31 protein-coding genes are annotated in these 26,608 nt (G+C 59.5%); 11 read left to right on the forward strand and 20 right to left on the reverse strand.

Features of this window, described 5'->3' with window-relative positions; translation table 11 throughout:
* Positions 1 to 365 precede the first annotated feature (365 nt).
* Positions 366 to 1,124 (forward strand): phosphoribosyltransferase, encoded by a 759-nt coding sequence (locus HZ99_RS21135; RefSeq protein ID WP_038445809.1) that lies wholly within the window; start codon positions 366 to 368, stop codon positions 1,122 to 1,124.
* 620 nt (positions 1,125 to 1,744) lie between these two features.
* Here the strand turns inward: HZ99_RS21135 and HZ99_RS21140 are convergent.
* A complete protein-coding gene (locus tag HZ99_RS21140; protein ID WP_038445811.1) occupies positions 1,745 to 2,287 on the reverse strand; it encodes a plasmid partition protein ParG in 543 nt (180 codons plus the stop codon).
* A 305-nt stretch (positions 2,288 to 2,592) separates the two neighbouring features.
* Here HZ99_RS21140 and HZ99_RS21145 point away from each other — a divergent pair, with 305 nt between their 5' ends.
* Positions 2,593 to 2,811: a hypothetical protein gene (locus tag HZ99_RS21145; RefSeq protein WP_038445813.1), complete on the forward strand. Its 219-nt coding sequence runs from the start codon at positions 2,593 to 2,595 to the stop codon at positions 2,809 to 2,811.
* Between the two features lie 114 nt (positions 2,812 to 2,925).
* Here HZ99_RS21145 and HZ99_RS21150 read toward each other — a convergent pair whose 3' ends face one another.
* Positions 2,926 to 3,114: a hypothetical protein gene (locus HZ99_RS21150; protein WP_130898264.1), complete on the reverse strand. Its 189-nt coding sequence runs from the start codon at positions 3,112 to 3,114 to the stop codon at positions 2,926 to 2,928.
* 102 nt (positions 3,115 to 3,216) lie between these two features.
* Here HZ99_RS21150 and HZ99_RS29040 point away from each other — a divergent pair, with 102 nt between their 5' ends.
* Positions 3,217 to 3,363, forward strand: a complete 147-nt coding sequence (locus HZ99_RS29040; protein WP_162843700.1) for a hypothetical protein — start codon at positions 3,217 to 3,219, stop codon at positions 3,361 to 3,363.
* A gap of 627 nt (positions 3,364 to 3,990) precedes the next feature.
* Here HZ99_RS29040 and HZ99_RS21155 read toward each other — a convergent pair.
* The 4 genes from HZ99_RS21155 to merR all read right to left on the reverse strand — a co-directional run bounded on the left by HZ99_RS21155 (position 3,991) and on the right by merR (position 7,821).
* Positions 3,991 to 4,962, reverse strand: coding sequence for an ExeA family protein (locus HZ99_RS21155; RefSeq protein ID WP_024015038.1), 972 nt, complete (start codon positions 4,960 to 4,962; stop codon positions 3,991 to 3,993).
* Positions 4,952 to 6,589 carry a DDE-type integrase/transposase/recombinase gene (locus tag HZ99_RS21160; RefSeq protein WP_200876640.1) on the reverse strand — a complete coding sequence of 546 codons (1,638 nt, stop codon included), beginning with the start codon at positions 6,587 to 6,589 and terminating at the stop codon, positions 4,952 to 4,954. The genes HZ99_RS21155 and HZ99_RS21160 overlap by 11 nt, the downstream gene beginning before the upstream one ends.
* 4 nt (positions 6,590 to 6,593) lie before the next feature.
* Complete coding sequence (locus HZ99_RS21165; protein WP_033902375.1) at positions 6,594 to 7,169, reverse strand: recombinase family protein; 576 nt, start codon at positions 7,167 to 7,169, stop codon at positions 6,594 to 6,596.
* Positions 7,170 to 7,386: 217 nt separating this feature from the next.
* The gene (gene merR / locus HZ99_RS21170; RefSeq protein WP_000429838.1) at positions 7,387 to 7,821 is read right to left on the reverse strand and encodes an Hg(II)-responsive transcriptional regulator; all 435 of its coding nucleotides are present in this window, start codon (positions 7,819 to 7,821) and stop codon (positions 7,387 to 7,389) included.
* Positions 7,822 to 7,892: 71 nt separating this feature from the next.
* On the opposite strand from merR, the gene merT reads away from it, so the two are divergent.
* The 6 genes from merT to merE are packed head-to-tail and all read left to right on the forward strand — an operon-like array spanning position 7,893 to position 11,040.
* Positions 7,893 to 8,243 carry a mercuric ion transporter MerT gene (merT, locus tag HZ99_RS21175; RefSeq protein WP_001294667.1) on the forward strand — a complete coding sequence of 117 codons (351 nt, stop codon included), beginning with the start codon at positions 7,893 to 7,895 and terminating at the stop codon, positions 8,241 to 8,243.
* Between the two features lie 15 nt (positions 8,244 to 8,258).
* The gene (merP, locus tag HZ99_RS21180) at positions 8,259 to 8,534 is read left to right on the forward strand and encodes a mercury resistance system periplasmic binding protein MerP (protein ID WP_000735441.1); all 276 of its coding nucleotides are present in this window, start codon (positions 8,259 to 8,261) and stop codon (positions 8,532 to 8,534) included.
* A 2-nt stretch (positions 8,535 to 8,536) separates the two neighbouring features.
* Positions 8,537 to 8,782, forward strand: coding sequence for a mercury resistance system transport protein MerF (merF, locus tag HZ99_RS21185; RefSeq protein ID WP_000654684.1), 246 nt, complete (start codon positions 8,537 to 8,539; stop codon positions 8,780 to 8,782).
* On the forward strand, positions 8,779 to 10,425 hold the full coding sequence (gene merA / locus HZ99_RS21190; protein ID WP_000136268.1) for a mercury(II) reductase: 1,647 nt from the start codon (positions 8,779 to 8,781) through the stop codon (positions 10,423 to 10,425). Before merF ends, merA begins: the two co-directional genes overlap by 4 nt.
* Positions 10,426 to 10,441: 16 nt before the next feature.
* Positions 10,442 to 10,807, forward strand: a complete 366-nt coding sequence (gene merD / locus HZ99_RS21195; protein ID WP_003465059.1) for a mercury resistance co-regulator MerD — start codon at positions 10,442 to 10,444, stop codon at positions 10,805 to 10,807.
* Positions 10,804 to 11,040, forward strand: coding sequence for a broad-spectrum mercury transporter MerE (merE, locus tag HZ99_RS21200; protein WP_001087809.1), 237 nt, complete (start codon positions 10,804 to 10,806; stop codon positions 11,038 to 11,040). The genes merD and merE overlap by 4 nt, the downstream gene beginning before the upstream one ends.
* Before the next feature lie 52 nt (positions 11,041 to 11,092).
* Here the strand turns inward: merE and HZ99_RS21205 are convergent, their stop codons facing one another.
* The 8 genes from HZ99_RS21205 to HZ99_RS21245 all read right to left on the reverse strand — a co-directional run bounded on the left by HZ99_RS21205 (position 11,093) and on the right by HZ99_RS21245 (position 18,035).
* Positions 11,093 to 11,707, reverse strand: coding sequence for a recombinase family protein (locus tag HZ99_RS21205; protein ID WP_000904941.1), 615 nt, complete (start codon positions 11,705 to 11,707; stop codon positions 11,093 to 11,095).
* Positions 11,708 to 11,767: 60 nt separating this feature from the next.
* On the reverse strand, positions 11,768 to 12,985 hold the full coding sequence (locus HZ99_RS21210; RefSeq protein ID WP_038445834.1) for a TniQ family protein: 1,218 nt from the start codon (positions 12,983 to 12,985) through the stop codon (positions 11,768 to 11,770).
* Positions 12,982 to 13,890: a TniB family NTP-binding protein gene (locus tag HZ99_RS21215; protein ID WP_003465065.1), complete on the reverse strand. Its 909-nt coding sequence runs from the start codon at positions 13,888 to 13,890 to the stop codon at positions 12,982 to 12,984. The genes HZ99_RS21210 and HZ99_RS21215 overlap by 4 nt, the downstream gene beginning before the upstream one ends.
* A gap of 2 nt (positions 13,891 to 13,892) precedes the next feature.
* A complete protein-coding gene (locus HZ99_RS21220; protein ID WP_003465068.1) occupies positions 13,893 to 15,572 on the reverse strand; it encodes a Mu transposase C-terminal domain-containing protein in 1,680 nt (559 codons plus the stop codon).
* Positions 15,573 to 16,093: 521 nt separating this feature from the next.
* Positions 16,094 to 16,465, reverse strand: a complete 372-nt coding sequence (locus tag HZ99_RS21225; RefSeq protein WP_038445836.1) for a hypothetical protein — start codon at positions 16,463 to 16,465, stop codon at positions 16,094 to 16,096.
* A gap of 61 nt (positions 16,466 to 16,526) precedes the next feature.
* The gene (locus HZ99_RS21230; RefSeq protein ID WP_090412651.1) at positions 16,527 to 16,712 is read right to left on the reverse strand and encodes a hypothetical protein; all 186 of its coding nucleotides are present in this window, start codon (positions 16,710 to 16,712) and stop codon (positions 16,527 to 16,529) included.
* A gap of 46 nt (positions 16,713 to 16,758) precedes the next feature.
* A complete protein-coding gene (locus HZ99_RS21235; RefSeq protein ID WP_038445839.1) occupies positions 16,759 to 17,211 on the reverse strand; it encodes a hypothetical protein in 453 nt (150 codons plus the stop codon).
* Positions 17,212 to 17,678: 467 nt separating this feature from the next.
* The gene (locus HZ99_RS21245) at positions 17,679 to 18,035 is read right to left on the reverse strand and encodes a hypothetical protein (protein WP_038445844.1); all 357 of its coding nucleotides are present in this window, start codon (positions 18,033 to 18,035) and stop codon (positions 17,679 to 17,681) included.
* Positions 18,036 to 18,210: 175 nt separating this feature from the next.
* Between HZ99_RS21245 and HZ99_RS21250 the strand changes: the two genes are divergently transcribed.
* On the forward strand, positions 18,211 to 18,513 hold the full coding sequence (locus HZ99_RS21250) for a type II toxin-antitoxin system RelE/ParE family toxin (RefSeq protein WP_038445845.1): 303 nt from the start codon (positions 18,211 to 18,213) through the stop codon (positions 18,511 to 18,513).
* On the forward strand, positions 18,510 to 18,803 hold the full coding sequence (locus tag HZ99_RS21255) for an addiction module antidote protein (protein WP_038445848.1): 294 nt from the start codon (positions 18,510 to 18,512) through the stop codon (positions 18,801 to 18,803). The genes HZ99_RS21250 and HZ99_RS21255 overlap by 4 nt, the downstream gene beginning before the upstream one ends.
* A 540-nt stretch (positions 18,804 to 19,343) precedes the next feature.
* On the opposite strand, the gene HZ99_RS27430 is transcribed toward HZ99_RS21255, so the two are convergent.
* The 6 genes from HZ99_RS27430 to HZ99_RS21285 form a co-directional block, all read right to left on the reverse strand.
* On the reverse strand, positions 19,344 to 19,949 hold the full coding sequence (locus HZ99_RS27430; protein ID WP_051903205.1) for a hypothetical protein: 606 nt from the start codon (positions 19,947 to 19,949) through the stop codon (positions 19,344 to 19,346).
* 38 nt (positions 19,950 to 19,987) lie between these two features.
* On the reverse strand, positions 19,988 to 20,290 hold the full coding sequence (locus HZ99_RS21265; RefSeq protein ID WP_038445850.1) for a TrfB-related DNA-binding protein: 303 nt from the start codon (positions 20,288 to 20,290) through the stop codon (positions 19,988 to 19,990).
* Between the two features lie 130 nt (positions 20,291 to 20,420).
* On the reverse strand, positions 20,421 to 20,849 hold the full coding sequence (locus HZ99_RS21270; RefSeq protein ID WP_038445851.1) for a hypothetical protein: 429 nt from the start codon (positions 20,847 to 20,849) through the stop codon (positions 20,421 to 20,423).
* A 56-nt stretch (positions 20,850 to 20,905) separates the two neighbouring features.
* The gene (locus HZ99_RS21275) at positions 20,906 to 21,742 is read right to left on the reverse strand and encodes a DUF932 domain-containing protein (RefSeq protein ID WP_038445853.1); all 837 of its coding nucleotides are present in this window, start codon (positions 21,740 to 21,742) and stop codon (positions 20,906 to 20,908) included.
* Positions 21,743 to 22,542: 800 nt separating this feature from the next.
* Positions 22,543 to 23,586: a hypothetical protein gene (locus HZ99_RS21280; protein ID WP_051903207.1), complete on the reverse strand. Its 1,044-nt coding sequence runs from the start codon at positions 23,584 to 23,586 to the stop codon at positions 22,543 to 22,545.
* Positions 23,587 to 23,639: 53 nt separating this feature from the next.
* Positions 23,640 to 26,606 (reverse strand): Tn3 family transposase, encoded by a 2,967-nt coding sequence (locus HZ99_RS21285; protein ID WP_023103787.1) that lies wholly within the window; start codon positions 26,604 to 26,606, stop codon positions 23,640 to 23,642.
* Positions 26,607 to 26,608 lie beyond the last annotated feature (2 nt).

Below are 26,608 nucleotides of genomic sequence, written 5' to 3' on the forward strand. Positions count from 1 at the left end.
TTTAAGGCTTGGAGGTGTCTACGAAACTAGGGGCGATTCACTTTTGCTGGAAGCATGCCCTTCGAAGCGGCTGATCGATTGGAGCGAAAGGGCTGATCTTGCTCCAATGACCCATTGGCGGGGTGTGAGCATATTTTCTATAGCTGCACCTCGACATGTGGAGGAAGTCGCTCAGGCACGATTGTGGAAGGTTGCTTTGATGATGTAGCAGCTTGTATCAACTGCAACGGATACGACATAGCTGAGGTGCATCTGTACCCGAGACAGGTCCGCGAAAGCGGCTTTTATTCCGGAATGACTTCTGGCTCGGATTTATTTGCCTGGTATGGTAAAACGCCATCCTGAGCTAGGAGCGGGCATAGCAAGTGGGTATAGACGTAGAAAACAAGGTTGTTTCGTACACTGATGAGCATCAGTTTTTGGTGGACACATCCACAGAAAAAAACCCATTTGTGCAGTCCATTAAGGGCACGGAGGTCATTTCTGTATTCCGTCGGCGTAAGAGCGACAGTCATCAAGGTGATGGTAACCCGCTGATTTTCGCGCTGAAAAGAATGCGTAAATATCAGATATCGACTGAAACTATCACTGAATTCATGCCGAATTTACGCATTATTTTGAACCTTATGACGGCTCATCGAACCTATGACCTTATCATCGCGTTGCCCTCAAGCCATCCGATCGCGAGCGGCTTGGCTAGGCGGGTGGGGCGCGCTTTACCGACAGTCCCGATCTCCTACGAATTCTTCGTGAAGTGCAGCAACGCTGAGGTTGCACAAGCGCTGCGAGATAAGAAATCAAATGGGGAGATCCGCAAACAACATTTGCGCGACATAACCTCATTGATACACACGCTGAGTGTGTCTGAAGGCGAACCATTTAAGCTCAAAGAGGTGGATAATCACCTTCGAGGCTATACGTTCCCGTTCAAAATAAACGAAAATCTCGACGTTAAAGGGATGTCGGTGTTGGTGGTGGACGATTTGCTATCGTCTGGAACCTCAATTCTGACTGCCAAGCGCTTGCTGGTCGCATCGGGAGCAGATAAGGTTTCCGCCCTGTGTCTCCTGAGCTCTTTGGATAGCGGTCGGCCGTGGGATACTGTAATTGGCGAGCAGAAATAGCATGATTCATACCCCATTACTTGACATAGCCGTAAGGAAATGATCAAATTTGAGGCGTAGGAAAGACCACTTGTATGCCCGGTGGTCGATAAATATGAAGCAGGTTTACCTGCGGGCCCGAGCGAGCACCCTCAAGCGAGGTCCGGTTTTAAGAACCATAAATCGCTACGTTAGGCATCGGCTAACAATGCACCATGAAAGGGGACCCTGGAAACAGGGGCCCCTTTCGTCTTTTTGCGCCACCAGAATGCTCGTTTTGTCGGCGTGCATCAGGTAAAACTATCCCGTCATAGCTGGTCTAGCTTCGTTGTATAGCCTTGGCTCAGCAGTTCACGTCGGCGCTCTCTAGACTCCCGTTTTAGGCGTTGCCCACGTTACGAGCCGGGCTTGTACGGCACATCGAGCCGGGTCAAAAAAGCCGACCCGTCTCGCCCCTTCGGGCTTCAATTCCTAACGTCTGCGGCCTTCGGCCTGCGCGCGGTCCTAGTGATGACGGTCTCAGGTGGCCATTCGCGGCCATAGTTACCTGTGACGGGAATAAATTTTCCCCTCACAAGAGGAACACCGTCTGATCACCGGCACTGCAGAATAATGAGCGGTAGGCCGAGGCGTGGGCTCAGTCATTGCATCCACTGGACAATCAACTTGGCCAGCACGTCTTGCATGTCCACTTTGCGACGCACACAAAGCGCCTTGAAATCATCGTGCAACGCCTCAGGAATATTTGCATTCACGCGTTTGACCGGTCCCTTTCCCAGCTGCGGTTCGTTGAGCTGGAGCCAGAGCGCACATTCCGTGCGATTGTTAAATGCCGCCACCGGCGTTCGATAGCGCTCGGTCACCTCAACCAGCTGGACGGTTTCGCCGATCTGGTCGAGCACATAGCGCTTGCCCTGCCGATAGCCCAGCAACTGCGCCTGTTGGGTCAGTTCGTCAATGTCGTACAGCTCAGTATCCACGGCCTGGTCGTGGATAAACTCATCCAAGGCCTCCTGGATGGCATTCAAGGTTTCGTGGTCAAGATCCAGGCTGGAGCGGTCGAGCAATCCACCGTCAGCCAGTCTATGCCCATAGAGTTCACCGTCCACGGTGAACTCTGCGACGACAAAGCGCAGGCCGTCCTCGGAATCGTGTTTAACGCTGTGGATGATGATGATGTTCATGGGGATCTCCTGTTATTTTAATGATCATGTAATCATATGATTCCATGATCATGAAAACAAGAAAGGTTTCGAGTAACGAGCGTTGACGTCAAATCGCGCTCACAAAAAAGCCCGCCAATCGGCGGGCTTTTTTGTGCATCAGGCAGATGCATTAGCTTTTCTTTGTTTTCTGAAAACCCGGCCGAATTCAAAAAACCGGACAGTCAAACAGGGGCCGCCCGTCGACTTTCAACGCGAAATCCGCCCCGGACCGCGTGTCGTGACAGCACCGTTCAAGCATCATCCCTACCCCCAGCGAGACCTCCATGACTCATCAACAACGCGACTATGACTGCCCACTCTCCGGTGCCCGCGTCATCCTCAGCAAGCAAGTGTTCCGCCTCTCCGGCCTGGGCAGCCCCCAGGGTGATCTTCAGCGCGAGTTCAGCTGTTCCGCCGAGAATGGCTGTGCGCAGCGCAACGACCCCAACTGCCGCCTGCGCCGACTGCAAGCCAAGGCCGACCGGCTGAGCCACTGCGAATAACGGGGCATTCGTTCAATCGCCCCCTACAAACAGGCCCACCTCGGTGAGCTTTTTTGTGGCTGCTGGATACCAGTCGGTGGGGGGGCTGGCCTACCATTCCCTTAGTGAGGGGTTTTAGGCGTACCCACCCAGCTCTCGCGGGATGCGACGGCGATCTTCCTCACTGGCTTCACCTCTATCCTGGTACTCGTAGTTTGTCCGCGGCTGGGTCGCCGCTCCCCAGGGAGTGAAAAATTTGATCTGCATGACGCGTTCGATCACCTCGATGAGGTTCCCATTGTCAGTAATAAAAAACGTATTCATCTGCATTTCTCTCGTTTTGGATTTCCCCTATTGTCCCACCGGTTTTGAGGGTGATTTTCATGGGGTTTGCATGGTTGAGACGGACGAACAGGACGACGAAAAATGCGCGCTGGGATTCATGAAGACGCTCTGCAGGTGATGATCGAGGGCGGCGCGGTGCGCGAAGCGCTGCGCACCTGGGCGAGTCTGATAGCGGTGGGCCGCTTTGCCGAAGCCCAGGGCATCAAAGGGTTTGCCGTCGAGCTGTGACGCGTCACGCCAGCAAATTTCGGGCAAAAAAAAGCCGCCTTAGGAGGGCGGCTTTTTCGTCGAAAGCCCAGTTAGTGGCCGAGCTTTCGTACTCACAGGGAGCATTCACGTACCGACAGGGTACAAGGTGGCACTTGCAGTGGCAATAATTAACGATTGGCGGTTTTTGGGGCGCACGATAAACACAAGATGTAGGGATTGGTGCGACCCTTTTGGTAAAAAAGTTCTTTTTTGATGGTTTTTTTGTGCAGTCGAGCAAATAGGCCCATTTTTCGAAAAAAATCTTTCCCCCGCCAAAGCCCCGTAGTGCCTCGCTCTGGCCGAAAAAGTGCTCTTTTATACACAGCCAATGAGCCGATACGCCGCACCACGTTGGAAATAAATTCGTTACCATGCAGGCACTCGTACGGTGTTAGCAAATGCCGTGCGGCGGCCTTACTGACACGGGCTAGTTGTAGCGGCCTGCATTTAAAAACGTCCCGACCTGCAATCAATACGATTTTCGACCGGAATTAACTGCGACTGACCGGCCCGGCAAACCAGCATTAACTGCGAATGAGCCTGCATTGATCCGCGCCGACCTGCATTCCATCGTCGCCAGCCTGCATTATTTGCAAATGACAGGACTCAGATAGGCAAGCCCGCTGCCAGCATCTTGTCACGTAACTCAACCGCCCGCGCCGGGTCTAGCGCATTACTGAACAGAGCCTTGATTTCGGTGGGTTTGGCATCGAATTGCTCCACTAGATCCTTGATGCGGTAGCCGTGACGAGTGAGGGTTGGCTCCAGATCATCCAGTTGGCGCGACAGCACCGATTGCACGAGTTCCGCCGAAACGGGTTTCTCGCCGGTCAGGTAGCCGGCTTCCAGTGCCAGGCTGAGGTGCAGTTGGATTTGCAGTGGCGTGCGCAGTTTAGTGGCGAGTAGGTCGATCGCGTCTTCGGTCAGAATCGACTCGGGTTCGACCTTCCCCGCAGTGCAGGTTTCCAGCAGCCACTGAATGTATTCCCGCTGACTGCCAGCAATGCCATCGAGCGAGAAGATGTCGGTGCGGTAGCCGATTTCCTCCATCGTCGGTCGGCGCAGGTCGTTACGCAGCTTGGGATGCCCGGCCAACACGATCGACAGCCGCCCGTCACCGTCCTCCACCAGCTCCATCAGACGCTTAAGACCGGTCAGGGTATGGCCGTTGAGGTCATGGGCCTCATCGACGAACAGGGCGACCGGGCGCTTGTTCTTCCTCACCAACTCGCGTAGGTCACGCTCACGCTTTTCGCCCTGGGTGGGGATGCGTACCTGCTTCTCGGTGGAGAGGTCATAGAAGAGCGCTGCGATGAAAGTGGCCAGCTTGATGCTGTGCTTTTCAATGGCGAGAGACTTGGAGACCGTGATCTTCTTTTCCTCTTCCATCGCTTGTTGAAGCCGGCGCAGCATTACGGTCTTGCCGCTGCCGATGACGCCGCACAGTGCAATCAGCCGTCCTTCGAAGATCGCCCCCTTGATGTCCTTGATCAACTGCTGATGGTGGGCGGTTTCAAAATAGCCGGCCTGGTTCAGTGGCAACGCCAGTCCGTAGTGCTGCATTACTTCAGCCCGCATGTTCTTCTCCTGTTTTCTTATGGCGGAAGTAGCCCCGCACGCGCTCCAAGACAATGCGGCGTGTCAGGGTTTCGCTCAGCACCTGATGGATGAAGGCTTGATCGTCGGGAGAGAGCTTAGCCAACGGCTGCGCTAGGTCATCGGCAATGGCGAGCTTGGCGGCGATGGCATTGGGAAACCGGTATTCGTGCGCCTCGGCATCGAAGGGTTGGCGTGGCAGTGCCGTCGGAATAATAGAGGGTGTGAGTCGCACATCGTCGCCAGCCAATGCGGCGATAGGCAGGCCAAGCTGGCCGGCTAGCAAGCGGATGCGATCAGAGCGCTCATCCGCCTTGCCGCGTTTGAAGGCGCGGTAACGATGTAGGGGAATTGGCCCGGAGACGGGGTAGTAAGGTCCGAAGCGCTCCCCCTCGAACTCGGCATAGAGTTCGTCATCGAACAAGCCCCAGAGCAACACCACGGTTTCGCCCGCCATGTCGGGCTCCACCTCGTAGGCCGTGCCGTCGATGGTGACGCGGGCATCGACGCCGACCTTGCGTCGTTCCGGCTCGCGGGCAAAGCGGCAAAACTGTTCCCAGGTGCACATTTCGCGCAGGCCCTCGACGGGCAGGTTGGCCAGCCAGTCCTCAATCCGCGAATGCGGTTCGGAGCGATGATCCTGCACGTTGTAGGTGCGCACCAGATAACGCAGCAGCCACTCATTGGCCTGCGCTTCGGTTTCCGGTTTGTGGAAGTGATACAGCGTCTCGTGGGCTTCCTTCACCGTGCGGAAGGGGCGCTCCACTTTGCCTTTCGAGCGAGCCGTGGTGCGGGTGCCATCCTTGCCGGCCGGGATGTGTGTCTGCCATTCGATGTCCAGCGCCTGCATGACGTTCTGGAATACTCGGCGTTTGGCCACCGGGCCGTTGTCCAGGTAGATCATCTTCGGGCGGCCTTGGAAGGGAAAAGTCGGGTCCGCCTTCAGCGTCATGGCGTTGAACAGGAAGCGCAGCGCTGACTCCGCGTCCTCGCCATATACACAGTGGTACTCCTGATAGGCCACTCCGCTGCGGTCATCCACCACGCTGAACAGCATCAGCGTCGGCATGCCCCTAGCCGGATCGATCCAGTCCGGCTTATCGATGTGCTTGAGGTCGGAGGGCGACAGGTCGAACTGCCAGCAGTCATTGCTGTGCGCAGCCTGAAAGCGGGTGGCCGGTGGTTGCCGCAACAGCCGCGACTGGTCCAGGTGCCAGCGGCTTAGGTACTCGTTCACCGTGCTGCGGGTCAGAACCCCTTTGGGCGCCTTGACCAAGCCTTGCTCGGTTTCCACCCCATAGCCCTCCAGCAGCTCGATGGCACGGCGGGTAGATAGGTGCCGCCCTTGTTTGTTGGTGGTGCGCAGTTTCAGCGCGGCAATTAGCTCGCAGTAGCGCTCCAGCTCGGCCTGCTGCAATACCCGCGGCTTACCATGGTCGGCGCGGTGAGCCGCGTGGGGTTTATGGATGAGGTTCAGCGCCCGGTATACGGTGCTTGGGGACACGCCGTACAACTCGGCTATCGCGGCCACCTGAGTAATCCGTTCCGGGCTTTTCTTGGGCAGACGGTCGAGCCGCTGCCGCAACTGCATCAGCGAATCGGTCGGGATGGCTTTACGCCGCCCGCTGGGCATCACGCTCGGCCTCGGTGAGATAGTTGTAGAGCGTCGAGCGGCCGATGCCCATCATCCGACAGATTTCCGCCACGGTATGTTTCCGCTCATGGTAGAGGCGCAGGGCAAGCTCCTGCTTGGCCGGGTCGAGCCGTTTCTTGCGTCCGCCCTTGCGGCCTCGCGCCCGTGCAGCGGATAAGCCGGCTTGGGTGCGCTCGCGGATTAGGTTGCGTTCGAACTCGGCCAAGGCACCGAACAGGTGAAACACCAGGCGGCCACCAATCGAGGCGGTGTCGATGTTTTCCTGCAAGCTGCGCAAGCCGACGCCGGCGGCGTCCAATTGCTCAACCAGCCGGATCAGATCCTTCAGCGAGCGGCCGAGGCGATCCAGGCGCCAAATCACCACGGTGTCGTCACGGCGTAGCGTGGCCAGCAAAGCGGTCAAGCCAACCCGCTCAGCCTTGGCACCGCTGGCGGTATCCTCGAACACCCGCTCGCAGCCGATCTTCGCCAGAGCATCGCGTTGCAGATCGAGGAGTTGGTCGTCGGTCGAGACGCGGGCATATCCAATCAACATGGCGTTGTCCAACTATTCAGCGATAGTTCAGTGTAGTCGGATACTGAAAGATGGAGACTGTAGTTGGATGCCAACGATGCGGGTTTGCGTGGGAATTGCTGTCACTTTCAGAAGGCGACAGCACGAAATATCAAAAGTCGACCGCACGGTCTTTTCTGACGTTGGAGTCGCCTCAGAAAACGGAAAATAAAGCACGCTAAGGCGTAGTTCCCTCGGGCTACACCGCGTCCGCACTGCGCGGTTCTTTCTTCCCTTGCAGTGACGCAATCAGCGGGCAGGAAACGTTCCCCTTCCGCGCATGGCAGGCGCACACCAAATCAGACAGCACGGCCTCCATGCGCGCCAGGTCAGCCATCCTCTCGCGCACGTCCTTGAGCTTGTGCTCGGCCAGGCTGCTGGCTTCCTCACAATGGGTGCCATCCTCCAGCCGCAGCAGCTCGGCGATCTCATCCAGGCTGAAGCCCAACCGCTGGGCTGATTTCACGAAGCGCACCCGCGTTACATCCGTCTCGCCATAGCGGCGAATGCTGCCGTAAGGCTTGTCCGGTTCCGGGAGCAAGCCCTTGCGCTGATAGAACCGGATGGTCTCCACATTGACCCCGGCCGTCCTGGCGAAAACGCCAATGGTCAGGTTCTCCAAATTGTTTTCCATATCGCTTGACTCCGTACATAACTACGGAAGTAAGCTTAAGCTATCCAATTCAGATTCGAAAGGACAAACGTATGTCTGAACCTCAAAACGGGCGCGGCGCGCTCTTCACTGGCGGGCTGGCCGCCATCCTCGCCTCGGCTTGCTGCCTCGGGCCGCTGGTTCTGATCGCCTTGGGGTTCAGCGGCGCTTGGATCGGCAACTTGACGGTGTTGGAACCCTATCGCCCCATCTTTATCGGCGTGGCGCTGGTGGCGTTGTTCTTCGCCTGGCGGCGCATCTACCGGCCGTCAGCCGCCTGCAAACCGGGTGAGGTTTGCGCGATTCCCCAAGTGCGAGCTACTTACAAGCTCATTTTCTGGGGCGTGGCCGTGCTGGTTTTGGTCGCGCTCGGATTTCCCTACGTCGTGCCATTTTTCTATTGATCACAGGAGTTCACCATGAAAAAGCTGCTTTCCGCCCTTGCCCTCGCTGCCGTTGTTGCCCCCGTGTGGGCCGCCACCCAGACCGTTACGCTGTCCGTACCGGGCATGACCTGCTCGGCCTGTCCGATCACTGTCAAGAAGGCGATTTCCAAGGTCGATGGCGTCAGTAAAGTTGACGTGACCTTCGAGACGCGCGAAGCGGTGGTCACCTTCGATGATGCCAAGACCAGCGTGCAGAAACTGACCAAGGCTACCGAGGATGCGGGCTACCCATCATCAGTCAAGAACTGATCATGAAAGACCCGAAGACACTGCTGCGGGTCAGCATCATTGGCACAACCCTCGTGGCGCTGTGTTGCTTCACCCCTGTTCTGGTCATTTTGCTCGGTGTGGTCGGCTTGTCCGCGCTGACCGGCTATCTGGACTATGTGCTGCTGCCTGCGCTGGCGATTTTCATCGGCTTGACCATCTACGCCATCCAACGAAAACGCCAAGCCGATGCCTGCTGCACCCCGAAATTCAATGGAGTAAAAAAATGACCGAAATCACCGTGAATGGCATGACCTGCACATCCTGCGCCACCCATGTCAAAGATGCTTTGGAAAAGATTCCCGGCGTGAATGCCGCTGTGGTGTCCTATCCAGAAAGCCGCGCGCAAGTCATGGCAGACACCGCCGTGAGCCACAACCAACTGCTGGCCGCCATCGCCGCATTGGGTTATCAAGGCTCGATCCGGGTTGGTGATTTCAAAGATGAACCAAAAATCCGTGATGCACTTGAGGGCGCCGGTTTGCATATCGCCATCATTGGCAGCGGCGGGGCCGCGATGGCGGCGGCGCTGAAGGCCGTCGAGCAAGGCGCGACGGTCACGCTGATCGAACGCGGCACCATCGGCGGCACCTGCGTCAATATCGGCTGTGTGCCGTCCAAGATCATGATCCGCGCTGCCCATATTGCCCATCTGCGCCGGGAAAGTCCGTTCGACGGCGGTATTGCGGCAACTGTGCCTGCGATTGACCGCAGCAAACTGCTGGCCCAGCAGCAGGCCCGTGTCGATGAACTGCGGCACGCCAAATACGAAGGCATCCTGGACGGCAATCCAGCCATCACCGTTTTGCACGGTGAAGCGCGTTTCAAGGACGACCAGAGCCTGGTCGTCCGTTTGAACGAGGGTGGCGAGCGCGAGGTAACGTTCGACCGCTGCCTGGTCGCCACCGGTGCCAGTCCGGCCGTGCCGCCGATTCCGGGCCTGAAAGAGTCACCCTACTGGACTTCCACCGAAGCGCTTGTCAGCGACACCATTCCCGCACGCCTGGCCGTGATCGGTTCGTCGGTGGTGGCGTTGGAACTGGCGCAAGCCTTTGCCCGGCTCGGCAGCCAGGTCACGATCCTGGCACGCAGCACCTTGTTCTTCCGGGAAGACCCGGCCATCGGCGAGGCCGTGACAGCCGCTTTCCGCGCCGAGGGCATCGAGGTGCTGGAGCACACGCAAGCCAGCCAGGTCGCCCATGTGAACGGCGAATTCGTGCTGACCACCGGACACGGTGAATTGCGCGCTGACAAGTTGCTGGTTGCCACCGGTCGGGCACCGAATACGCGCAGCCTCGCGCTGGACGCGGCGGGGGTCACTGTCAATGCGCAAGGGGCCATCGTTATCGACCAAGGCATGCGCACGAGCAACCCGAACATCTACGCGGCCGGCGACTGCACCGACCAGCCGCAGTTCGTCTACGTGGCAGCGGCCGCCGGCACCCGTGCCGCGATCAACATGACCGGCGGCGACGCAGCCCTCAATCTGACCGCGATGCCGGCAGTGGTGTTCACCGACCCGCAAGTCGCCACCGTGGGCTACAGCGAGGCGGAAGCGCACCACGATGGCATCGAGACCGACAGTCGCACGCTGACACTCGACAACGTTCCGCGAGCGCTTGCCAACTTCGACACACGCGGCTTCATCAAGCTGGTCATCGAGGAAGGTAGCGGACGGCTCATCGGCGTGCAGGCGGTGGCCCCGGAAGCGGGCGAACTGATCCAGACGGCGGTGCTCGCCATCCGCAACCGCATGACGGTGCAGGAACTGGCCGACCAGTTGTTCCCCTACCTGACAATGGTCGAGGGGTTGAAGCTTGCGGCGCAGACCTTCAACAAGGACGTGAAGCAGCTTTCCTGCTGCGCTGGATAAAAAAAGGAGGTTTTCAATGAGCGCCTACACCGTGTCCCGGCTGGCCCTTGATGCCGGGGTGAGCGTGCATATCGTGCGCGACTACCTGCTGCGCGGATTGCTGCGTCCGGTGGCGTGCACCCCGGGCGGCTATGGCCTGTTCGATGATGCCGCCTTGCAACGGCTGTGCTTCGTGCGGGCGGCCTTCGAGGCGGGCATCGGCCTGGACGCGCTGGCGCGGCTGTGCCGGGCGCTGGATGCTGCGGACGGCGATGAAGCGGCCGCGCAGCTTGCCGTTCTGCGCCAGTTCGTCGAGCGTCGGCGCGAAGCGTTGGCCGATCTGGAGGTGCAGTTGGCCACCATGCCGACCGAGCCGGCACAGCACGCGGAGAGTCTGCCATGAACAGCCCCGAGCGCTTGCCGTCCGAGACGCACAAACCGATCACCGGCTACCTGTGGGGCGCGCTGGCCGTGCTCACCTGTCCCTGCCATTTGCCGATTCTCGCCATTGTGCTGGCCGGCACGACGGCCGGCGCGTTCATCGGAGAGTACTGGGGTATCGCAGCCCTCACGCTGACCGGTTTGTTCGTCCTGTCTGTGACACGACTGCTGCGGGCCTTCAAAGATCGATCATGAGCGCTTCCCATTGAGACAAACCACGCTGTCGCTACGTTGCCTCATGCCGGCATCAAATTCGGCTGAGTAGCTTCTCGCCATCTGGACGTAGCTCACCCTTGGGTGAAACATGCCGATACAGGGTCTGCCGCGTGACGCCAAGTTCCTGGCACAGGTCGCCGACCTTGGTCTCTGGCTGACCCATTGCCGCCATCGCCAGCCGCAGCTTGGCGGCGGTCATCTTGAACGGCCGGCCGCCTTTCCGCCCGCGCGCGCGGGCCGAGGCTAGGCCGGCAATCGTGCGCTCCGCGATCAACTCGCGCTCGAACTCGGCCAGGGCGGCGAAGATGCCAAAGACCAGCTTGCCGGCGGCGGTCGTGGTGTCGATGGCCGCGCCGTGCCCGGTTAATACCTTCAAGCCGATGCCGCGCCCAGTCAGGTCGTGCACGGTGTTGATGAGATGTCGCAGGTCGCGTCCGAGCCGATCCAGTTTCCACACGACCAGTGTGTCGCCAGTTCGCAACGCCTTCAGGCAGCTCGTCAAGCCGGGCCGATCCTCGCGCATGCCGGATGCCTGGTCCTCGTAAAGATGTACTGGATCGACCCCGGCGGCAATCAGCGCGTCGCGCTGCAAATCGGTAGCCTGGGAGCCGTCCGCCTTCGATACCCGCATGTAGCCTATCAGCATGTCGTACCTGTCACATATACGTTCGATTATGTGACAGTGTGAGCCAGAAAGTTCTCGCCGTCAAAAACTGTCACTTAACCCGTCATTTAGTCTAAGACCTGCAAACGGCCATTCAGGCTCGTAATGTGACAAAAACTCCGGCGGGATGCCCTCCTTGGTGAACGTGGCGCGCAAACGTTCCAGGGATTCGGGGTCGCGTCGCCCGTAGGACGCCAGTGTGAACAGCAAGCGGGCCGTCTCCGGGTTGTGTCGCGCTTCAATGATGGCCTCATCGATGGCCTGGGCTGCTCGTTGCCAGTGGTTGATGGGTTCCGGCTTCGGCACCTTCGCCGGCAGGCCGTTGGTGAAACCAGTGTGCGGCTCCGTCTGAAACAGCGCGGCCTGTTCCCCGCGCGGGATCAGCGCCTTTGACTCGATCAGCGTGATGGCGGTGGCCGCCGCCTCCAGCATCTGCCACTGCACCGCCGGGGCCAGAATCTCGTAGGGACGCCACAGACTCTGCCCGGCGCGCAGCGGATGGCCGCAGCGCTCCCAGACATGGCGGATGCTCGCCGAGCAACTGCCGCAGTGCGAGAGCAGCGTGTTCAGCTCATCAAGCAGGGTGCGCAGCAGCCGGAACCACAAGCCGGCGTGGACACGCCGACGCGGCAGCTCCACAAAACCCGTCGTCAGCGCCTGCCAGGTGCGCCGGTCCATGCAGGCGATTGCGTCATCGGCAGGGCGCGGCGCAGCATCGGCGATTTCCCACTGAAGATACCGGCCGGGCATGCCCCAGTAGGACTCCAGCCAGCAGCCATGCTGCGGGCAGCTCAGCATCAAGGGGAGCTGCCAGACGAGTAGCACAGCTTGATTCGTTGGATCGTTCAGACACTGCGGACACGCCCGGCGAATCGTCTGGCTCGGTAGCCAGGCACGCCAGCGAGTGATGGACCGCACCTTGCGGGTGCGCTTGGGCAGGAGCACCGCGCATTGGAATGTATAGGTTTCCAAGGCTGCTGGTACCGAATCGTCGAGACTGTCGAGCAGCCACGGCACCCAGCCTGCAAGACTCATGCTGCGCAACCGCTCCAGCTCGACGCCACTGCGCTGGCAGAGCGCCGTCAGCAACGACAAGGATGGTGCGGTATCCAGGTCATCAAGTTGGCTGTGACCAAGATCGTGGGCCAGCAGCTCGTGCACGTCCATCTGGTAGCAGGCGGCGACCCGGTTGAGCCATGAGGACAGGGCTTCGCCTTCCTTGGGTGCCGGATGCAGCGGCCAGCGCGGCGCGGACTTCACATCAGTTCCCGCTCGAACTGTCGCCGCCGCTCACTGGGGCCGATGTAGTCGGCCATGCTGAGCGTGCGGTGGTTGATCGCTTCCTCGCCACTCTCCACGGCGGCGACGGCCGCCGCCACCAGCAGATGTGCAAGCTCGCCGATGGTGCCTTCGCTCCGGGTGAGCAGGTAGCGGGCCATGTCCAGCGTGGCAATCGGGGATGGCCGCCGTAGCGGGAGTGACGCCGCGAAGCTGGCCAGCAGCGAGCAGCAGTCCTCATTGGCCTCCCACGGCGGCAGCAGCATCGGCTCGAAGCGGTTTTCCAACTGATCGTCCGAACGGATGGCCAGGTACGCCTCGCGCGTGCCGACCCCGACCAGGGGGATACGCAGCTCGTTGCCGAGGAAGCGCAGCAGGTTGAGGAACTCGCGCCGGTTAACGCTGTTGCCAGCCAGTACATTGTGCAGTTCGTCGATCACCAGCATGCGCACGCCGACCTTGCGCAGCAGGGCCAGCGCCAGTTGCTCCATTTCCGGCAGCCGTGGGCGCGGGCGCAGCGGCGCGCCCATCGCAGCCAGCAGCGCGACATAGAAGCGGATCACCGATGGCTCTGACGGCATCTGCACGACCAGCACCGGGATATGTTCTTGGTCAGCGTCGGTGCCGACCGGGTGCGCCCGCCGGAATTTCTCGACGATCATCGACTTGCCGTTGTTGGTGGGGCCGACCAGCAGCAGGTTTGGCATGCGTTGCTTGTTCGGCCACGCATACAGAGTTTCCAGCCGGTTCAGCGCCTCGACCGCGCGCGGGTAGCCGATCCAGCGGTCGGCGCGAATGCGCTGGATGCGCTCGTCTGCCGGCAGCCTGGCCAAACCCTGTGCCGCTGGCAGCAGGTGGGACAGGTCAATGACGGGATATTCGTCCACGGCTACCACTCCTCGATCTGATCGAACGGTTTGGCCGGCGGCAGGTTGTCTGCCTGCGGGTCAGCCATGTCCACATCCGGCGGTATGGGCTTGGCCGGTGGCTCCGACGTCTTGAGGTGCTGGCGGCGATCAGCGTCGCGCCGCGCCTTGCGCGTGGCCTTCTGGGCGGTGGTCACGATCTCGCGCATCTGCCCGATCATGCGGAACAGCGCCGACTCGTCCACCTGCTCGCGCCCGAGCTGACGCAATTTGGCCAGCGCCTGGCGTTGTTCCCAGAGGGTGACGGCCGGATGGGACAAGGTGCGGTAGTGGATCTCCAGATAGTGCTGACCTTCCGGTTCCAGTACCCAGATGCGGCTGATGTCGCGCGGATCGCGCCGGATCAGGAAGGCGGGCAAGCGCTCGCGCCGGGCAATCCACGGCTTGAGGGCGTCGGCGTAGTAGTGGATGTGGTCGATGACAAAGCCGGTGCGGGTCAGGGTGCGGCGGATCACCGGCAGGAAATCGACCAAAAACGCGGTGGGGCGGGTAACGACGGCCGGGACGCCAACGCGCTCCACGGCCTCGGCCCAGCGCGCGGCCGGCGGCTGGAGCAGGCCGTTGTGCACGGAGCCGTGATAGGTGCCTACCGCCAACGCGAGCCAGCGCTCCAGCTCGCGCAGCGTCAGGGTGGCCATCTTCTCGGAATCGTACTCGCCGCGCTGGCCGGGATTGGAGAAGGTCGTCCCCGGTAATTCGTCGTGGATCATCTGCATCGCCGTGCCGATGATCCGTTCCACGATGCCGCCGTAGTGCGGCTGGCCTGGTGGGCGATAGTCCAGCCGGATGCCATGCTGTTCGCAGCCACGGCGCAGCGCTTCGCTTTTGAACTCGGCCGCGTTGTCCAGATAGAGCAGCCTGGGCTTGCCGCTCATCGGCCAGTCCATTTCCACATTCAGCCCTTCCAGCCAGGGCCGCTTGTCGCAGGCGGCATGCGCGAGGCATAGGCCGACCGAGACGGCGGACGGCGCTTCCAGCGTGACCACCATGCCGAGTACGCAGCGCGTGAACACGTCGATGGCGAGGGTCAAATATGGGCGGCCAATCGGTTGCCGGTCGCGCTCGTCGACCACGATCAGGTCGATGACGGTGTGGTCGATCTGCACCTGTTCCAGCGGCATGGTGACTTCGGGCGGAATGCCACCCGCGCCTTGCAAGGGACGGGCAGCGTCCTGCCCGCCCCGGCTGCGGGCTATTTTCGCCGGGTGTAGTCCGGCAATCCGCTGGGCCACGGTGTTGCGCGCCGGCACCGGCAGCTTCTGGGTTTTGCACGCCTGCGCGACTTCGCGGTGGAACGCCGCCAGGCTGCGTTTCTGCTTGGTCAGGAAGCGCTTTTGCAGCAGCTCGCGGATGATGCGCTCGACCGGTTCCGGCAAGCGCCCCTTGCCTTTGCCGCCGCCGGATCGGCCGGGCGTCAGGTCTGTTACCAGGCCAGTACCCTGCCGGGCGCGACGGATCAGGACATATACCTGTCGCCGGGACAGGCCCAGCGCTTGGGCTGCCTCATCGGCGGCTTCATGCCCGACCACCTCAAGCGCTGCCAGTGGCCCGATGATTTCCGTCCGGTGCCGGGCTTGCGCCCATGCCTCGTCGGGCAGGGTGGCCACGCCTTGCGCGGCAATCGGTGGAGTGTCTGATGTCATGCCCAAACCTCGCTTTGGTGCACACGAGTATTGAGCATAGTCGAGATTGGTGCAGACGACTCCTGATATTGGGCTGTCAGGAGCCGTATGCACACCAGGCGTTACATCCAGTCAGATGGTGCGGTCGTCTTCTGAAAACGACAGTTGCCTGCCGAGAGGCTGGCGTCCACCAAACCCTGGTTTGTTGGACGGATTGTGGTGGTGATGTTCAGTTGCAGAAAGCGTGAGCCCATCGCGATGGAATGCAAGCCGGCGCGGGTGAATGCAAGTTCACTCGCAGCGAATGTGAGCCCGAGCGCATCGTCAGTCGCAGTTAATCTGAGCTGGAAATGGAGATGATTGCGAGTCCGGCCGTTTTCAAATGCAAGCCGTTACACGTAGGCTTCGACCGGGTTAACCTGGTGCTGGCCGCAAGCCGAGAAAAACGGATTGCGAATGACCTGGCCCGCGTGTTTGAACGTCAACTCTTTCATACCACCTCCAGCAAAAGCGGCGGGATATGGCCCCGCCGCTTGATCAGGTCACAGGGTGAACGGTGCGGCGGCGTAGCCGTCGAGCTGGGCGATTGCTTGTGCGCGCATTGCGCGAATTTCATATGCGGCGGTGTTGTAGTAGTAACCGCCAAATTCGCTTGTGTGGGACTCGTAAAACTCGATCAGCTTGAGTGCCTGCAAGGGTGTCGGAAGAACTTGGCCAGCCACCAAAATGCAAGGCGGCTCATCGATGCCGGGTTCGTCCATGTTTACCTCGTTGTACGCGTCCACATTCATGGATTTGAGGCAATCCGCGATGCGCTGTGCCTCTACCCGCTGTTCGGGCGCGTGCCAGTTCTCGCCTAATGCGAATGCGACTAGGGCGGTGATGTGCGTGTCGCTGACGATGGTTACGCTCATGATGTATTTCCTTCGCAGAACCCCGGCGCGGTTGCCGCCGCTGATGCCGGGGTTATTGGGTTTATCGCGGGTTACATTCGAAACAAGTGCAGGCCATGCCTTCTTGCTTGAGCTGGGCACCCCGGGCATATGCCTCGGAGTAGGCCGTGTAACTGACGCGATTTTCGGTATAGATCCGCAAGGCGGTCTTTGTGTCGCCGTGGTATCCGGCGAGCTTGATTAGTGCAATTGCATCTTTGCGGGTCATGTTCATGGCCTTTGCAGGTGGGAGCGGCGAACCGCTCCCGGTCTGGTTAGGCGGTCGCTACTTGCGCCGCGAGGAGATTCGGCGCAGCTGCGCGAACGATGGCAACAGCATCGGCGTGAGACATGGTGTATTCAGCCGAGAAACGGAAATAGTGGCGACCGAGGCGAACATAGATCCGGGTGACTCGCCCGTTAGTGCGCTCGCTCATTTTGAATGATGAGGCGTCGCAGTCATGAACCCAGCCCATGGGAGGGAGCATGTTGAGCGCGTCGTCGTAGGCTTCTGCATCAATCAGGATGGGTGCCTCTTTGCTGAGCGCTTCGATCTTGGCGACAGCTTCATCACTGGTGATGATTTCCATGCCCGGATAACGGCCGGCGAGCTTTTCAAGGTTGGCCCCGCATTGGTCAACCCATTCGCCCGAGGCGGATTTTTCGGCGTAGGCCCAGACCCAGTGTTGGCCCGGTTGGTAGAAAACGTGCTCGGTGGTAGTAGTCATGATGTTGCCTCTTTCGCAGATGGCCCCGGAGCGGTTGCCGCCGCGTATTCCGGGGTGTCGAGGCAGTATTGCTTCGACATGGTTATTATCTCAAACCACGTCTTTACCGTCAACTGTTTGTAAAATCTAATTTTACAATATACTAATATCCATTAGGCAACTTTGGGTAGGCTTTCCATATCCTGACCATGAAGGGACGATCCCAGTGATTGCATCCTGAATGCTGCATGGCTTCGGGTTCTGCTACCCCTTTAGCGATTAAGTCCTGGGCAACCTGTATGTGCCTGGTGAGGCGTTTGCCGTCCAGACTTACAAGCAGCCCTATTAGCACTGTGATAATTGGGATAGCAAACCAGATGATCTTCAACGACATAATGCCTACTCCATTCCCCTACTTTCTCGCATGCGAGAAACCAAATTTAGAACATCCCTTAGCGTAAAGCCCCGCTTTAGCGGGGCCTTACCGTTTACTCCTGATCCCTTCTTACTTCGTCCATGCATTCACTTTCAGCCTGCTCAGCCTCTGCGATTGTCTCATCATCGATCTTGATCCGGCGAACCCACAGCGCTTGCTGAAACGCGAATTTGTCAGCGCCTTCGAGCTTATCCAGTTCATTGCGAAGGCCGCGAAGCAAGATGGCCTCGTACAACTCAAAGTAACAGCCACAGCAACGGCTAGCCTGCTTCTGGTGAGCGTCGATGACTGCTGCGGGATCGTAGTCGGATGCTGGAGCATCACCGTTAGGGCGACCGTTCCAAAAGGCGAAAAGGTCATGATGGGAAAGGAAGTTTTCAACGCTGGTGATCTGAGCTGCATTAGACATGGTGTATCTCCTTCGCAGATTTACTGGAGCGGTTGCCGCCGCTTTGCCCAGTGTCGAGGCTGACTGCTTCGACGGGGTTAGTGTCTCATTTGCCTAGCCGCGTATCAACTATTTGTAAAATCCAATTATACAAATAGTTTTTGCCAAGGTGTGATTTATACGCTACAATGCACCTATGAAAACGATCAAACAAACCGCGACGTTTCGCACTTGGGAAAGCAAGCTCAAAGACCGGACCGCAAAGGCCGCGATTGCCGCTCGGATCATCCGGGTAGCAAACGGACTGATGGGGGATGTTTCCCCAGTTGGTCAAGGCGTTAGCGAGTTGCGTATTCACTATGGGCCGGGGTATCGGGTGTATTTTCAGCAGCGCGGCGATGAGCTGGTAATTTTGCTGTGCGGAGGCGATAAGGCCACGCAATCCCGCGATATTGAGACGGCTAAAATCCTTGCAAAAGATTGGAGCGACAATGAATGAAAGAGCCACTTTATGACTACGACCCAGCGGCGGCGCTGGTTGATCCTGAAACCATTGCCGTGTTCATGGCTGACGCCTTTGAAACTGGTGACGCGGGCCACATCGCTAAAGCGCTCGGCATAGTTGCCAGAGCCAAGGGCATGACCGAAATTGCCAAGGAATCCGGCCTGTCCCGCGAGATGCTTTATCGGTCATTCAGCGAGAAAGGGAACCCCACGCTGAAAACCATGTTGGCCGTGATGCGCGCCGTTGGTGTGGATATGACAGCCCGTCAGCACGCCCCTTCCTGATCAGGTTTTGAGCCGGTGTGCTTGACGCCGCTGGCTTTCTGATCTGCTCCGAGTGCTGAGCGTTAGAGCGGGAAATAAACGCCCCTGACAGCGCTCGCGCAGCGAGCCTCAAAACCCTTCGCCCTGGAGCGCGCTGCCGGTGGTGGATCTGCTCGTCGGCTTCGGTTGGTCGCGGTAAGCCCGTTCTATCCAGAGACGGGCCGCGTGCAAGGTGACGTGGAATACCGCAGGGCAGTTTCACCGCCCGAGGATATGCCGCGAAAGCACCTTGCACGCAAGGCACGGCGGCGGATAGAACATCGGGGCGTGCGCGACCAAACGATGACGGCGGGCCACCTGGTAACTCGCGGATGGGTGGGGGCAAACCGTCCTGCAGGACGGTGCGCAGGTCGCTTGCGACCGGAGGCAAGCGGAGCGCGCAGCCCGTTTACGGGCGAAGGCGTGAGGATGGAAGCCCGAAGGGCCAAGCCCCGGCGCGCTCTTGGCCGGGGCTTGGTTCACGACAGCCGCTGAGGCGCAGCCGAGCACGCCAAGGGATCATTAAAGGGGCAGCCATTTAGTGAGCCATGCGTGATTCAACGGGCTGCAAGACCGCACTGCAACACAGCCTGATTTCCCTTCCAAAGCAACAACCGCCGTATGACCTTCAAGAATGTAGGCAGGACCGCTGACGCTATGGCGTTCCGGATCTGCATCAGGAAAGGGAACGTAAATGACCAGATCACCTGGTTTGACGTGACCGTTCCAAAGCCTGATTTCCCGTTGGGCCAAACGGTTTTGGCTTAAGCCCCATTTCCTATAATCCGCAGTTTCTTGGCAGGCCGGGCATTTCCATATGTAGGTGATCGACTCATCATCATCCGGTGTTTCCAGTAGATTTAAATCAGCCTCATTCGACGCAGCAAAGCAAACCGGGCAAATGGCTGTGCCCGACTGGGGGAAGATCCCAGCTTGTAGGCGCAACTCTTCATCGACAGCGGCACTCAGGTTTTTTGAAAACTCTTTAAGGCGCTTTAGCTCAGGCGTGCTGATGTAACTGAGATTCATCCAGATGCCAACCGGTGGTCGCTCAAGATCGTCAAGTAGATCTTCTAAGATTTCCTCGGCGTTTATTTCCGGATCCGGGGTATTGATCAGCGGTTCCATTGCGAGCCCTGCCCATGTGTAGTTAGTCGGAAGTAATCTTACTTCGATTTTGGCTGGTCATAAGGTGCAGCCATCTGGCGCACCTTCTCTGCCAGCTCGGGCGGGAGCCAGACCATAACCGGTACAAGTTCCTCCGCGTCGTGTTGTTGCAAGATTCCGCGGACGCGCTTCACTGCTGCATAAACGAGCTGTCGTGAATCGCCAGTCTTCTTGGCCAAGTCCGAGGGGCGAACCCCGTCGACCAAAACCGCACGGGCCAGCTCGACGGTTCCGATGTTCAAGCCGCGAAAGGCGTCCTTGAACTCGTCCCACTGTTCGGCGGTGTATTTTGGTTGCTGCATTCAAGCTCTCCTAGATGGGGGTGGGTGCGCGTCTTGTAGTCGCTTTCCTTTCTTGATGTCGTCCCACTCGTACGTTTCAGAACGGGGGTTATTCACTTGATTATTGGGCATTGCCCCACTCCCGGCATGATCAAATCGTAGTAGCGCCTGTGCGGCTCTGTGAGAGCCTTTCTACGATGACCTGGTGCGGAAGGTTGGCCAAACCAAGGAACGTCCAATACCGACCATCCCAGTGCGCAAAAATACGGGTCACGTTCCCGACTTCGCAGCACTCAAGTTTGAATGAATCACACTGCTCGTCGGCTGCGAAGTCGGACACCGCAAGGTGACTGAATGCGTAATCGTATCGGGTAGCGGTTGTTTCAGTTGGCCGGGTTCCGTGGGTGGCCTCTTGATCGAGCAAAAATGCTTCCTCGTTGCCAAGTACCGCGCCGGGGTGGCTGATCTGTAGTTCAGGCAGCATCAGCAACCGGCAGCGGGTGGCCCATTTGCCGGGGGCAATTTCCCGGGCGTAGTCAATGATCGAGGTTTGGCCGGGTACATAGAAAACTTTAGACATGGCTGAATCTCCTACCGCAACAGGTTCCGGGCGCTATAAGCGCCCGGTGTTGGTGGTTACGCTGCTTGCTGGCCAGCGCGCAGCGCCTCGGCCATGGCCCACAGGGCGCGATTGAGTTTCACGTCCTGATCAATGCCGTTCACTTGACGGGTAGTGGTGCGGCGGCCTTGTTTGTTACGGCCACGCAATCCGCCTCGTATGGTGTTTTCCTGAATGCGGTTGAAGGTCGTCCAGAGGTCGTCGGAACGATCCTCGGAACGGCGAGCTGAAAGCAGTTGGCTGGCTGTGACCGGGGCGGGGCCTTCGCGTACATCGTAGCGATAGGCAAGCGCGCCTTGAGCTAAGGCCAGTTGCTCGAACTCGCGCAGCTTCGTTTGCTTCATGATGTCGCGCTGTTCTTCGATGGCGTCAAACTGGTTCAGCACTTCATAAGCGCCTTCGATGACTTCGCCTACGATGTCAGCGCTGCCCATGTGGCGCACTTTCTGATCCATGGTCGCATCGCCCAGGACAAGACCATTGGCGCACACAAAGCGAAAGCAACCGGCCATCATTTGATAACTGCTAGTGCCATCATGGCTGTTCAGCAGAATGATTTCGTTAGCCTCTTTGCTCATGATCTGGTCAGCATGGCGCAGGCGAATCATGTGCTTTGTGTGGTCGCGCTTTTCTTCATTGCGTACGCGGGTTTGGCAAGCCATGAAAGGCAGGAAACCTTCGCGGCGCAGGCTTTCCAGCACGTCAACGGTAGGGATGTACAGATAACGATCGGAGCGGCTTTGGTGGGCTTCGTTAGCGAAGATCGACGGCGCAACGCGGGCGATTTCGTCGTTAGTCAGAGGTACGTCGCTGCGGATCATTTGCGGGTTACGGAAATTGCTGGATAGACGCATTTTGAAACTCCTTCGCAGATTTCCCCGAGGCGGTTGCCGCCGCCTGTTTCGGGGTGTCTTAGCGGTATTGCTTCGACGTGGTTAGTATCTCAAATCCCGCCCAAGTCGTCAATCTTTTGTAAAATCTAATTTGTCTAAATGGCTAATTAATAATGCTTTCTCGCACGCGAGAATTCCGCTTTTTCCTTGACACCGAGTCCGTGCTGATCTGCTCCGAGTGCTGAGCGTTAGAGCGGGAAATAAACGCCTTTGACAGCGCTCGCGCAGCGAGCCTCAAAACCCTTCGCCCTGGAGCGCGCTGCCGGTGGTGGATCTGCTCGTCGGCTTCGGTTGGTCGCGGTAAGCCCGTTCTATCCAGAGACGGGCCGCGTGCATGGTGTCGTGGAATACCGCAGGGCAGTTTCACCGCCCGAGGATATGCCGCGAAAGCACCTTGCAGGCAAGGCAGGGCGGCGGATAGAACATCGGGGCGTGCGCTACCAAACGATGACGGCGGGCCACCTGGTAACTCGCGGATGGGCGGGCAAACCGTCCTGCAGGACGGTGCGCAGGTCGCTCGCGACCGGAGGCAAGCGGAGCGCGCAGCCCGTTTACGGGCGAAGGCGTGAGGATGGAAGCCCGAAGGGCCAAGACCCGTCGCGCTCTTGGCCGGGGCTTGGTTCACGACAGCCGCTGAGGCGTAGCCGAGCACGCCCGGTCATTGGCCAGCCAGAACACTACATCTTGTGTTGAAAGAGTGCGCCGGCAGCTGAGTTCCGCACTACATCTTGTGTTCGAGCGTTTATGTCAAAACCGTGCACCTAAGATCCCCTCTGGTAGTGCCAATCATCCTCCGAACATCGATCACAAAGCGCACCCCCTTCGAGTACAGCAATATCAGGCAAGGGATTTTTGCACCTGGCACATTTTGGCCAAACTGTTTGACGACCGCACCAGTAGCACAAGCCATCGGCCATCAAGTACATCCTCACGTTACATATCTGGCATTCGCAAACCGGCTCTCCATGCTCATCAAAGGGGTCTTCGTGGATTAACGAGAAATCGTATTCCAACAGGTCCAACAGGGAACCCCGCTGATAGCAGGCAAAACACTCGTACTGAAAGTCACTCGAATCAATCGGAACGCCGTTTTCTACGTCGTCACGTGCGGGCTGTAAGAGAGGTGATGCGCAGGCCGGGCACTTGCAGGTATGAAGAAATTCCAATGCTTGGACCGGATACCCAATCCGTTCCCATTCGGCTTTGATCGCATTTTCAGCGTCGCGAAAAAGCTCATGGGTGTCGAGCATTGTTGTCCAGGTGTCGCCTAGAAGGGCCGCTGGATGCTCACCCAGCTCCTGAGGTATGAACCTGCTCAGCATCGGAAAAAGTGCGGCTATTGAGGATTGGATAGCGCTCGTGGAGTCAGTCGGGTGCAAATGCTCAAGTGCATTACGGCAATTGCTTAGCGCCTGAATGACAGTCCAGTCATGGTAGATATTGAGACTTTTTAGGCGCGCCTCAATTTGAGCAGTATTAATCGTGTTGTTGGTGCTCGGTGGTGAAGGCACCCAAGCTATTGAGCCGCTGTCTGTAATTTCTGGAAGAATAGGCCCTGGGACGTAGATCAATTCTCTTGCTTGCTCCGGAGTGGTCGCAAGCGAAGCGATTTTGTACTTAAAAAGCAGCAGCACTCCGGAATATAGGTTCCGAACCGCTGAAATAGCTCGGGCCTCCTTGCCCGGCACATCACGGCTCATGATGAAGTCTTCAACACCAAGCTGAATTGAGCTGACAGCATTTTTGCGAATCTCCTCAATTACAAGGACCGGCTTGGCTTTCTTCACTTGGATTCGCTTTACCATTTTTTGCCTTCCTGCTTATTGGGGAGCCCGCAGAATTCGGAAAAAATCGTACGCTAAGGTTTTCCGGGCATTCGCAACGGTCGGAACTTCCCGTCCTCCAGCCTGCGGCTCTGCCGCCAGACGTAATCGCCGGTCAGGTTAATGTGCTCCCAGCCCAGCGGCGACAGGTATTGCAGCAGTTCGCCGTCCACCGGCTTGCCCGTGTCGCACATCGCATGGGTGGCGCGCTCTAGGTACACCGTGTTCCACAGCACGATGGCCGCCGTCACCAGGTTGAGGCCGCTGGCCCGGTAGCGCTGCTGCTCGAAGCTGCGATCCCTGATTTCCCCAAGGCGGTTGAAGAACACCGCCCTGGCCAGCGAGTTGCGCGCCTCGCCCTTGTTCAGCCCGGCATGCACCCGGCGGCGCAGCTCAACACTTTGCAGCCAGTCCAGAATGAACAGCGTGCGTTCGATCCGGCCCAGCTCGCGCAGGGCCACGGCCAGGCCGTTCTGGCGCGGGTAGCTGCCGAGCTTGCGCAGCATCAACGAGGCGGTGACCGTGCCCTGCTTGATCGAGCTGGCCAGGCGAAGGATGTCGTCCCAATGGGCGCGGACGTGCTTGATGTTCAGGCTGCCGCCGATCAGCGGGCGCAGCGTCGGGTAGGTCTGCGCGCCCTGCGGCACATACAGCTTGGTTTCGCCGAGGTCGCGGATGCGCGGCGCGAAGCGGAAGCCCAGCAGGTGCATCAGCGCGAAGACGTGATCGGTGAAGCCGGCCGTGTCAGTGTAGTGCTCCTCGATCCGCAGGTCGGACTCGTGGTACAGCAGACCGTCGAGCACATAGGTGGAATCTCGCACGCCGACATTCACCACGCGGGTGCTGAACGGCGCGTACTGGTCGGAGATATGAGTGTAGAACAGCCGTCCCGGCTCGCTGCCGTACTTCGGGTTGACGTGCCCGGAGCTCTCGCCACGGCCGCCAGCGCGGAAGCGCTGGCCATCGGAGGATGAGGTGGTGCCGTCGCCCCAGTGGGCGGCGAAGGCATGGCGGTACTGGTGGTTGACCAACTCGGCCAGGGCTGCCGAATAGGTTTCGTCGCGGATATGCCAGGCTTGTAGCCAGGACAGCTTGGCGTAGGTCAGGCCGGGGCTCGACTCGGCCATCTTGGTCAGCCCGAGGTTGATCGCATCGCCGAGGATCGCGGACAGCAGCAACGTCCGGTCTTTGGCCTCGGCACCGTCCTTCAGGTGGGTGAAGTGGCGGCTGAATCCCGTCCAGTCGTCCACGTCCATCAGCAGTTCGGTGATCTTGATGCGCGGCAGCAGCTGGCTGGTCTGGTCGATCAGCGCCTGCGCCCGATCCGGCACCGCCGCATCCAGTGGGGTGATCTTGAGCCCGGACTCGGTGAGGATGGCGTCGGGCAGCTCGTTGTCCTTGGCCAGCTGGGTGACGGTGGCCAACTGTTCGTCCAGCAGCTGCAAGCGCTCTTCCAGGTACTGGTCGCTGTTCGGGTTGATCGCCAGGGGCAGGGCCTGCGCACGCTTGAGCGCGGCGAACTTATCTGCTGGCAGCAGGTAGTCGTCGAAGTCGCGGAACTGCCGAGAACCTTTGACCCAGATGTCGCCAGAACGCAGGGCGTTCTTCAGCTCGGACAGGGCGCAGATTTCGTAGAAGCGCCGGTCGAGGCCTTCCGGGGTGATCACCAGTGGCTTCCAGCGCGGCTTGATGAAGGCGGTGGGGGCATCGGCCGGGACCTTGCGCAGGTTGTCGGCGTTCATCTCGCGCAGCGTCTGCACGGCTGCTAGCACGCCCTGCGCGGCCGGGGCGGCGCGCAGCTCCAGTACCTCCAGCAGGGCCGGTGTGTAGCGGCGCAGGGTGGCGAAGTTCTCGCCGACCAGGTGCAGGTGGTCGAAACCCTCGGGCCGGGCCAGCAGCTCGGCCTCGCTGACGCTCTCGGTGAACTCGTCCCAGGGAATCACCTCCTCGATGGCAGCATAGGGATCGCTGCCGCTTTCCTTGGCCTCCAGCAGAGCCTGGCCGATCTTGGAGTACAGGCGCACCTTGTCGTTGATCGCCTTTCCCTGCTTCTGGAACTGCTGCTGATGCTTGTGCTTCGCGCTGCTGAACAGCTTGACCAGGATGCGGTCGTGCAGATCCACCAGCTCATCAATCACGGTTGCAGTGCTCTCCAGTACCACGGCGGCCAGGGTCGCGTAGCGCCGCTGCGGCTCGAACTTGCCGAGGTCTTTGGGCGTCATCTGCCCACCCTCGCGGGCCAGCTTGAGCAGGCGGTTCTGGTGGATGTGCCGGCCCAGGCCTTCGGGCAAGTCCACCAGCTGAAATGTCTTCAGCCGCTCGATGTGTTCGAGCATGTGCCGGGAGTTGGGTTTCAGCGGTGCCTGCCTCAGCCAGGTCAACCAGGTGATGTTGCTCCCGGCCTTCAGCTTCAACAGCTCGTCCAGCTTGGCCCGATGCGAGTCCGTGAGTGGATCGACCAGAGCGCGGTAGACCCGCCGATTGGCCCGCGCCATGGCTTCCGAGCAGGCCCGGTCGATCACACTCAGCGCCGGCAGGATACGCCGCTTCTGCCGCAGGCTCTCCAGCGCCTGACCGGCCAGCAGCAAGCCCTTGTCGGTCTGCTGGGCCAACTCGGTCAGCTCGCGCACCAGGGCGCGGAAGTCGGACAGGCCGAACGGGGCCAGTTGCAGGTAAGTGCGCAGTTCCTGGGCGTGCTCGCGGCGGGTCACGTCGCGCTCGCCATATTTCGCCCAGCTTGCCGGGTCGGCCTGGACTTGCTTGGCCACCCATAGGATGACCGGCTCGGGCGGCGCGCTGTCGGTGCCCAGCGCGTAGCCGGGGTAGCGCAGCAGGCAGAGCTGTACCGCGAAGCCCAGACGGTTGGCGTCGCCGCGCCGCTGGCGGATCAGCGACAGGTCGGAGTCGTTGAAGGTGTAGTAGCGGATCAGGTCATCCTGGCTTGCCGGCAGCGCGAGCAGGGTGTCCCGCTCCGTGGCCGAGAGGATCAAGCGACGCGGCATGT

Source organism: Pseudomonas fluorescens (genome assembly GCF_000730425.1).
Lineage (GTDB): Bacteria > Pseudomonadota > Gammaproteobacteria > Pseudomonadales > Pseudomonadaceae > Aquipseudomonas > Aquipseudomonas fluorescens_X.

Bases quoted from the DNA above. Each gene is read 5' to 3' on its own strand.
- HZ99_RS21140 (WP_038445811.1), bottom strand. From the start codon at position 2,287: ATGAACATCATCATCATCCACAGCGTTAAACACGATTCCGAGGACGGC.
- HZ99_RS21145 (WP_038445813.1), top strand. From the start codon at position 2,593: ATGACTCATCAACAACGCGACTATGACTGCCCACTCTCCGGTGCCCGC.
- HZ99_RS21150 (WP_130898264.1), bottom strand. From the start codon at position 3,114: ATGAATACGTTTTTTATTACTGACAATGGGAACCTCATCGAGGTGATC.
- HZ99_RS29040 (WP_162843700.1), top strand. From the start codon at position 3,217: ATGCGCGCTGGGATTCATGAAGACGCTCTGCAGGTGATGATCGAGGGC.
- HZ99_RS21155 (WP_024015038.1), bottom strand. From the start codon at position 4,962: ATGCGGGCTGAAGTAATGCAGCACTACGGACTGGCGTTGCCACTGAAC.
- HZ99_RS21165 (WP_033902375.1), bottom strand. From the start codon at position 7,169: ATGTTGATTGGATATGCCCGCGTCTCGACCGACGACCAACTCCTCGAT.
- merR (WP_000429838.1), bottom strand. From the start codon at position 7,821: ATGGAAAACAATTTGGAGAACCTGACCATTGGCGTTTTCGCCAGGACG.
- merT (WP_001294667.1), top strand. From the start codon at position 7,893: ATGTCTGAACCTCAAAACGGGCGCGGCGCGCTCTTCACTGGCGGGCTG.
- merP (WP_000735441.1), top strand. From the start codon at position 8,259: ATGAAAAAGCTGCTTTCCGCCCTTGCCCTCGCTGCCGTTGTTGCCCCC.
- merF (WP_000654684.1), top strand. From the start codon at position 8,537: ATGAAAGACCCGAAGACACTGCTGCGGGTCAGCATCATTGGCACAACC.
- merA (WP_000136268.1), top strand. From the start codon at position 8,779: ATGACCGAAATCACCGTGAATGGCATGACCTGCACATCCTGCGCCACC.
- merD (WP_003465059.1), top strand. From the start codon at position 10,442: ATGAGCGCCTACACCGTGTCCCGGCTGGCCCTTGATGCCGGGGTGAGC.
- merE (WP_001087809.1), top strand. From the start codon at position 10,804: ATGAACAGCCCCGAGCGCTTGCCGTCCGAGACGCACAAACCGATCACC.
- HZ99_RS21205 (WP_000904941.1), bottom strand. From the start codon at position 11,707: ATGCTGATAGGCTACATGCGGGTATCGAAGGCGGACGGCTCCCAGGCT.
- HZ99_RS21220 (WP_003465068.1), bottom strand. From the start codon at position 15,572: ATGACATCAGACACTCCACCGATTGCCGCGCAAGGCGTGGCCACCCTG.
- HZ99_RS21225 (WP_038445836.1), bottom strand. From the start codon at position 16,465: ATGAGCGTAACCATCGTCAGCGACACGCACATCACCGCCCTAGTCGCA.
- HZ99_RS21230 (WP_090412651.1), bottom strand. From the start codon at position 16,712: ATGACCCGCAAAGATGCAATTGCACTAATCAAGCTCGCCGGATACCAC.
- HZ99_RS21235 (WP_038445839.1), bottom strand. From the start codon at position 17,211: ATGACTACTACCACCGAGCACGTTTTCTACCAACCGGGCCAACACTGG.
- HZ99_RS21245 (WP_038445844.1), bottom strand. From the start codon at position 18,035: ATGTCTAATGCAGCTCAGATCACCAGCGTTGAAAACTTCCTTTCCCAT.
- HZ99_RS21250 (WP_038445845.1), top strand. From the start codon at position 18,211: ATGAAAACGATCAAACAAACCGCGACGTTTCGCACTTGGGAAAGCAAG.
- HZ99_RS21255 (WP_038445848.1), top strand. From the start codon at position 18,510: ATGAAAGAGCCACTTTATGACTACGACCCAGCGGCGGCGCTGGTTGAT.
- HZ99_RS27430 (WP_051903205.1), bottom strand. From the start codon at position 19,949: ATGGAACCGCTGATCAATACCCCGGATCCGGAAATAAACGCCGAGGAA.
- HZ99_RS21265 (WP_038445850.1), bottom strand. From the start codon at position 20,290: ATGCAGCAACCAAAATACACCGCCGAACAGTGGGACGAGTTCAAGGAC.
- HZ99_RS21270 (WP_038445851.1), bottom strand. From the start codon at position 20,849: ATGTCTAAAGTTTTCTATGTACCCGGCCAAACCTCGATCATTGACTAC.
- HZ99_RS21275 (WP_038445853.1), bottom strand. From the start codon at position 21,742: ATGCGTCTATCCAGCAATTTCCGTAACCCGCAAATGATCCGCAGCGAC.
- HZ99_RS21280 (WP_051903207.1), bottom strand. From the start codon at position 23,586: ATGGTAAAGCGAATCCAAGTGAAGAAAGCCAAGCCGGTCCTTGTAATT.
- HZ99_RS21285 (WP_023103787.1), bottom strand. From the start codon at position 26,606: ATGCCGCGTCGCTTGATCCTCTCGGCCACGGAGCGGGACACCCTGCTC.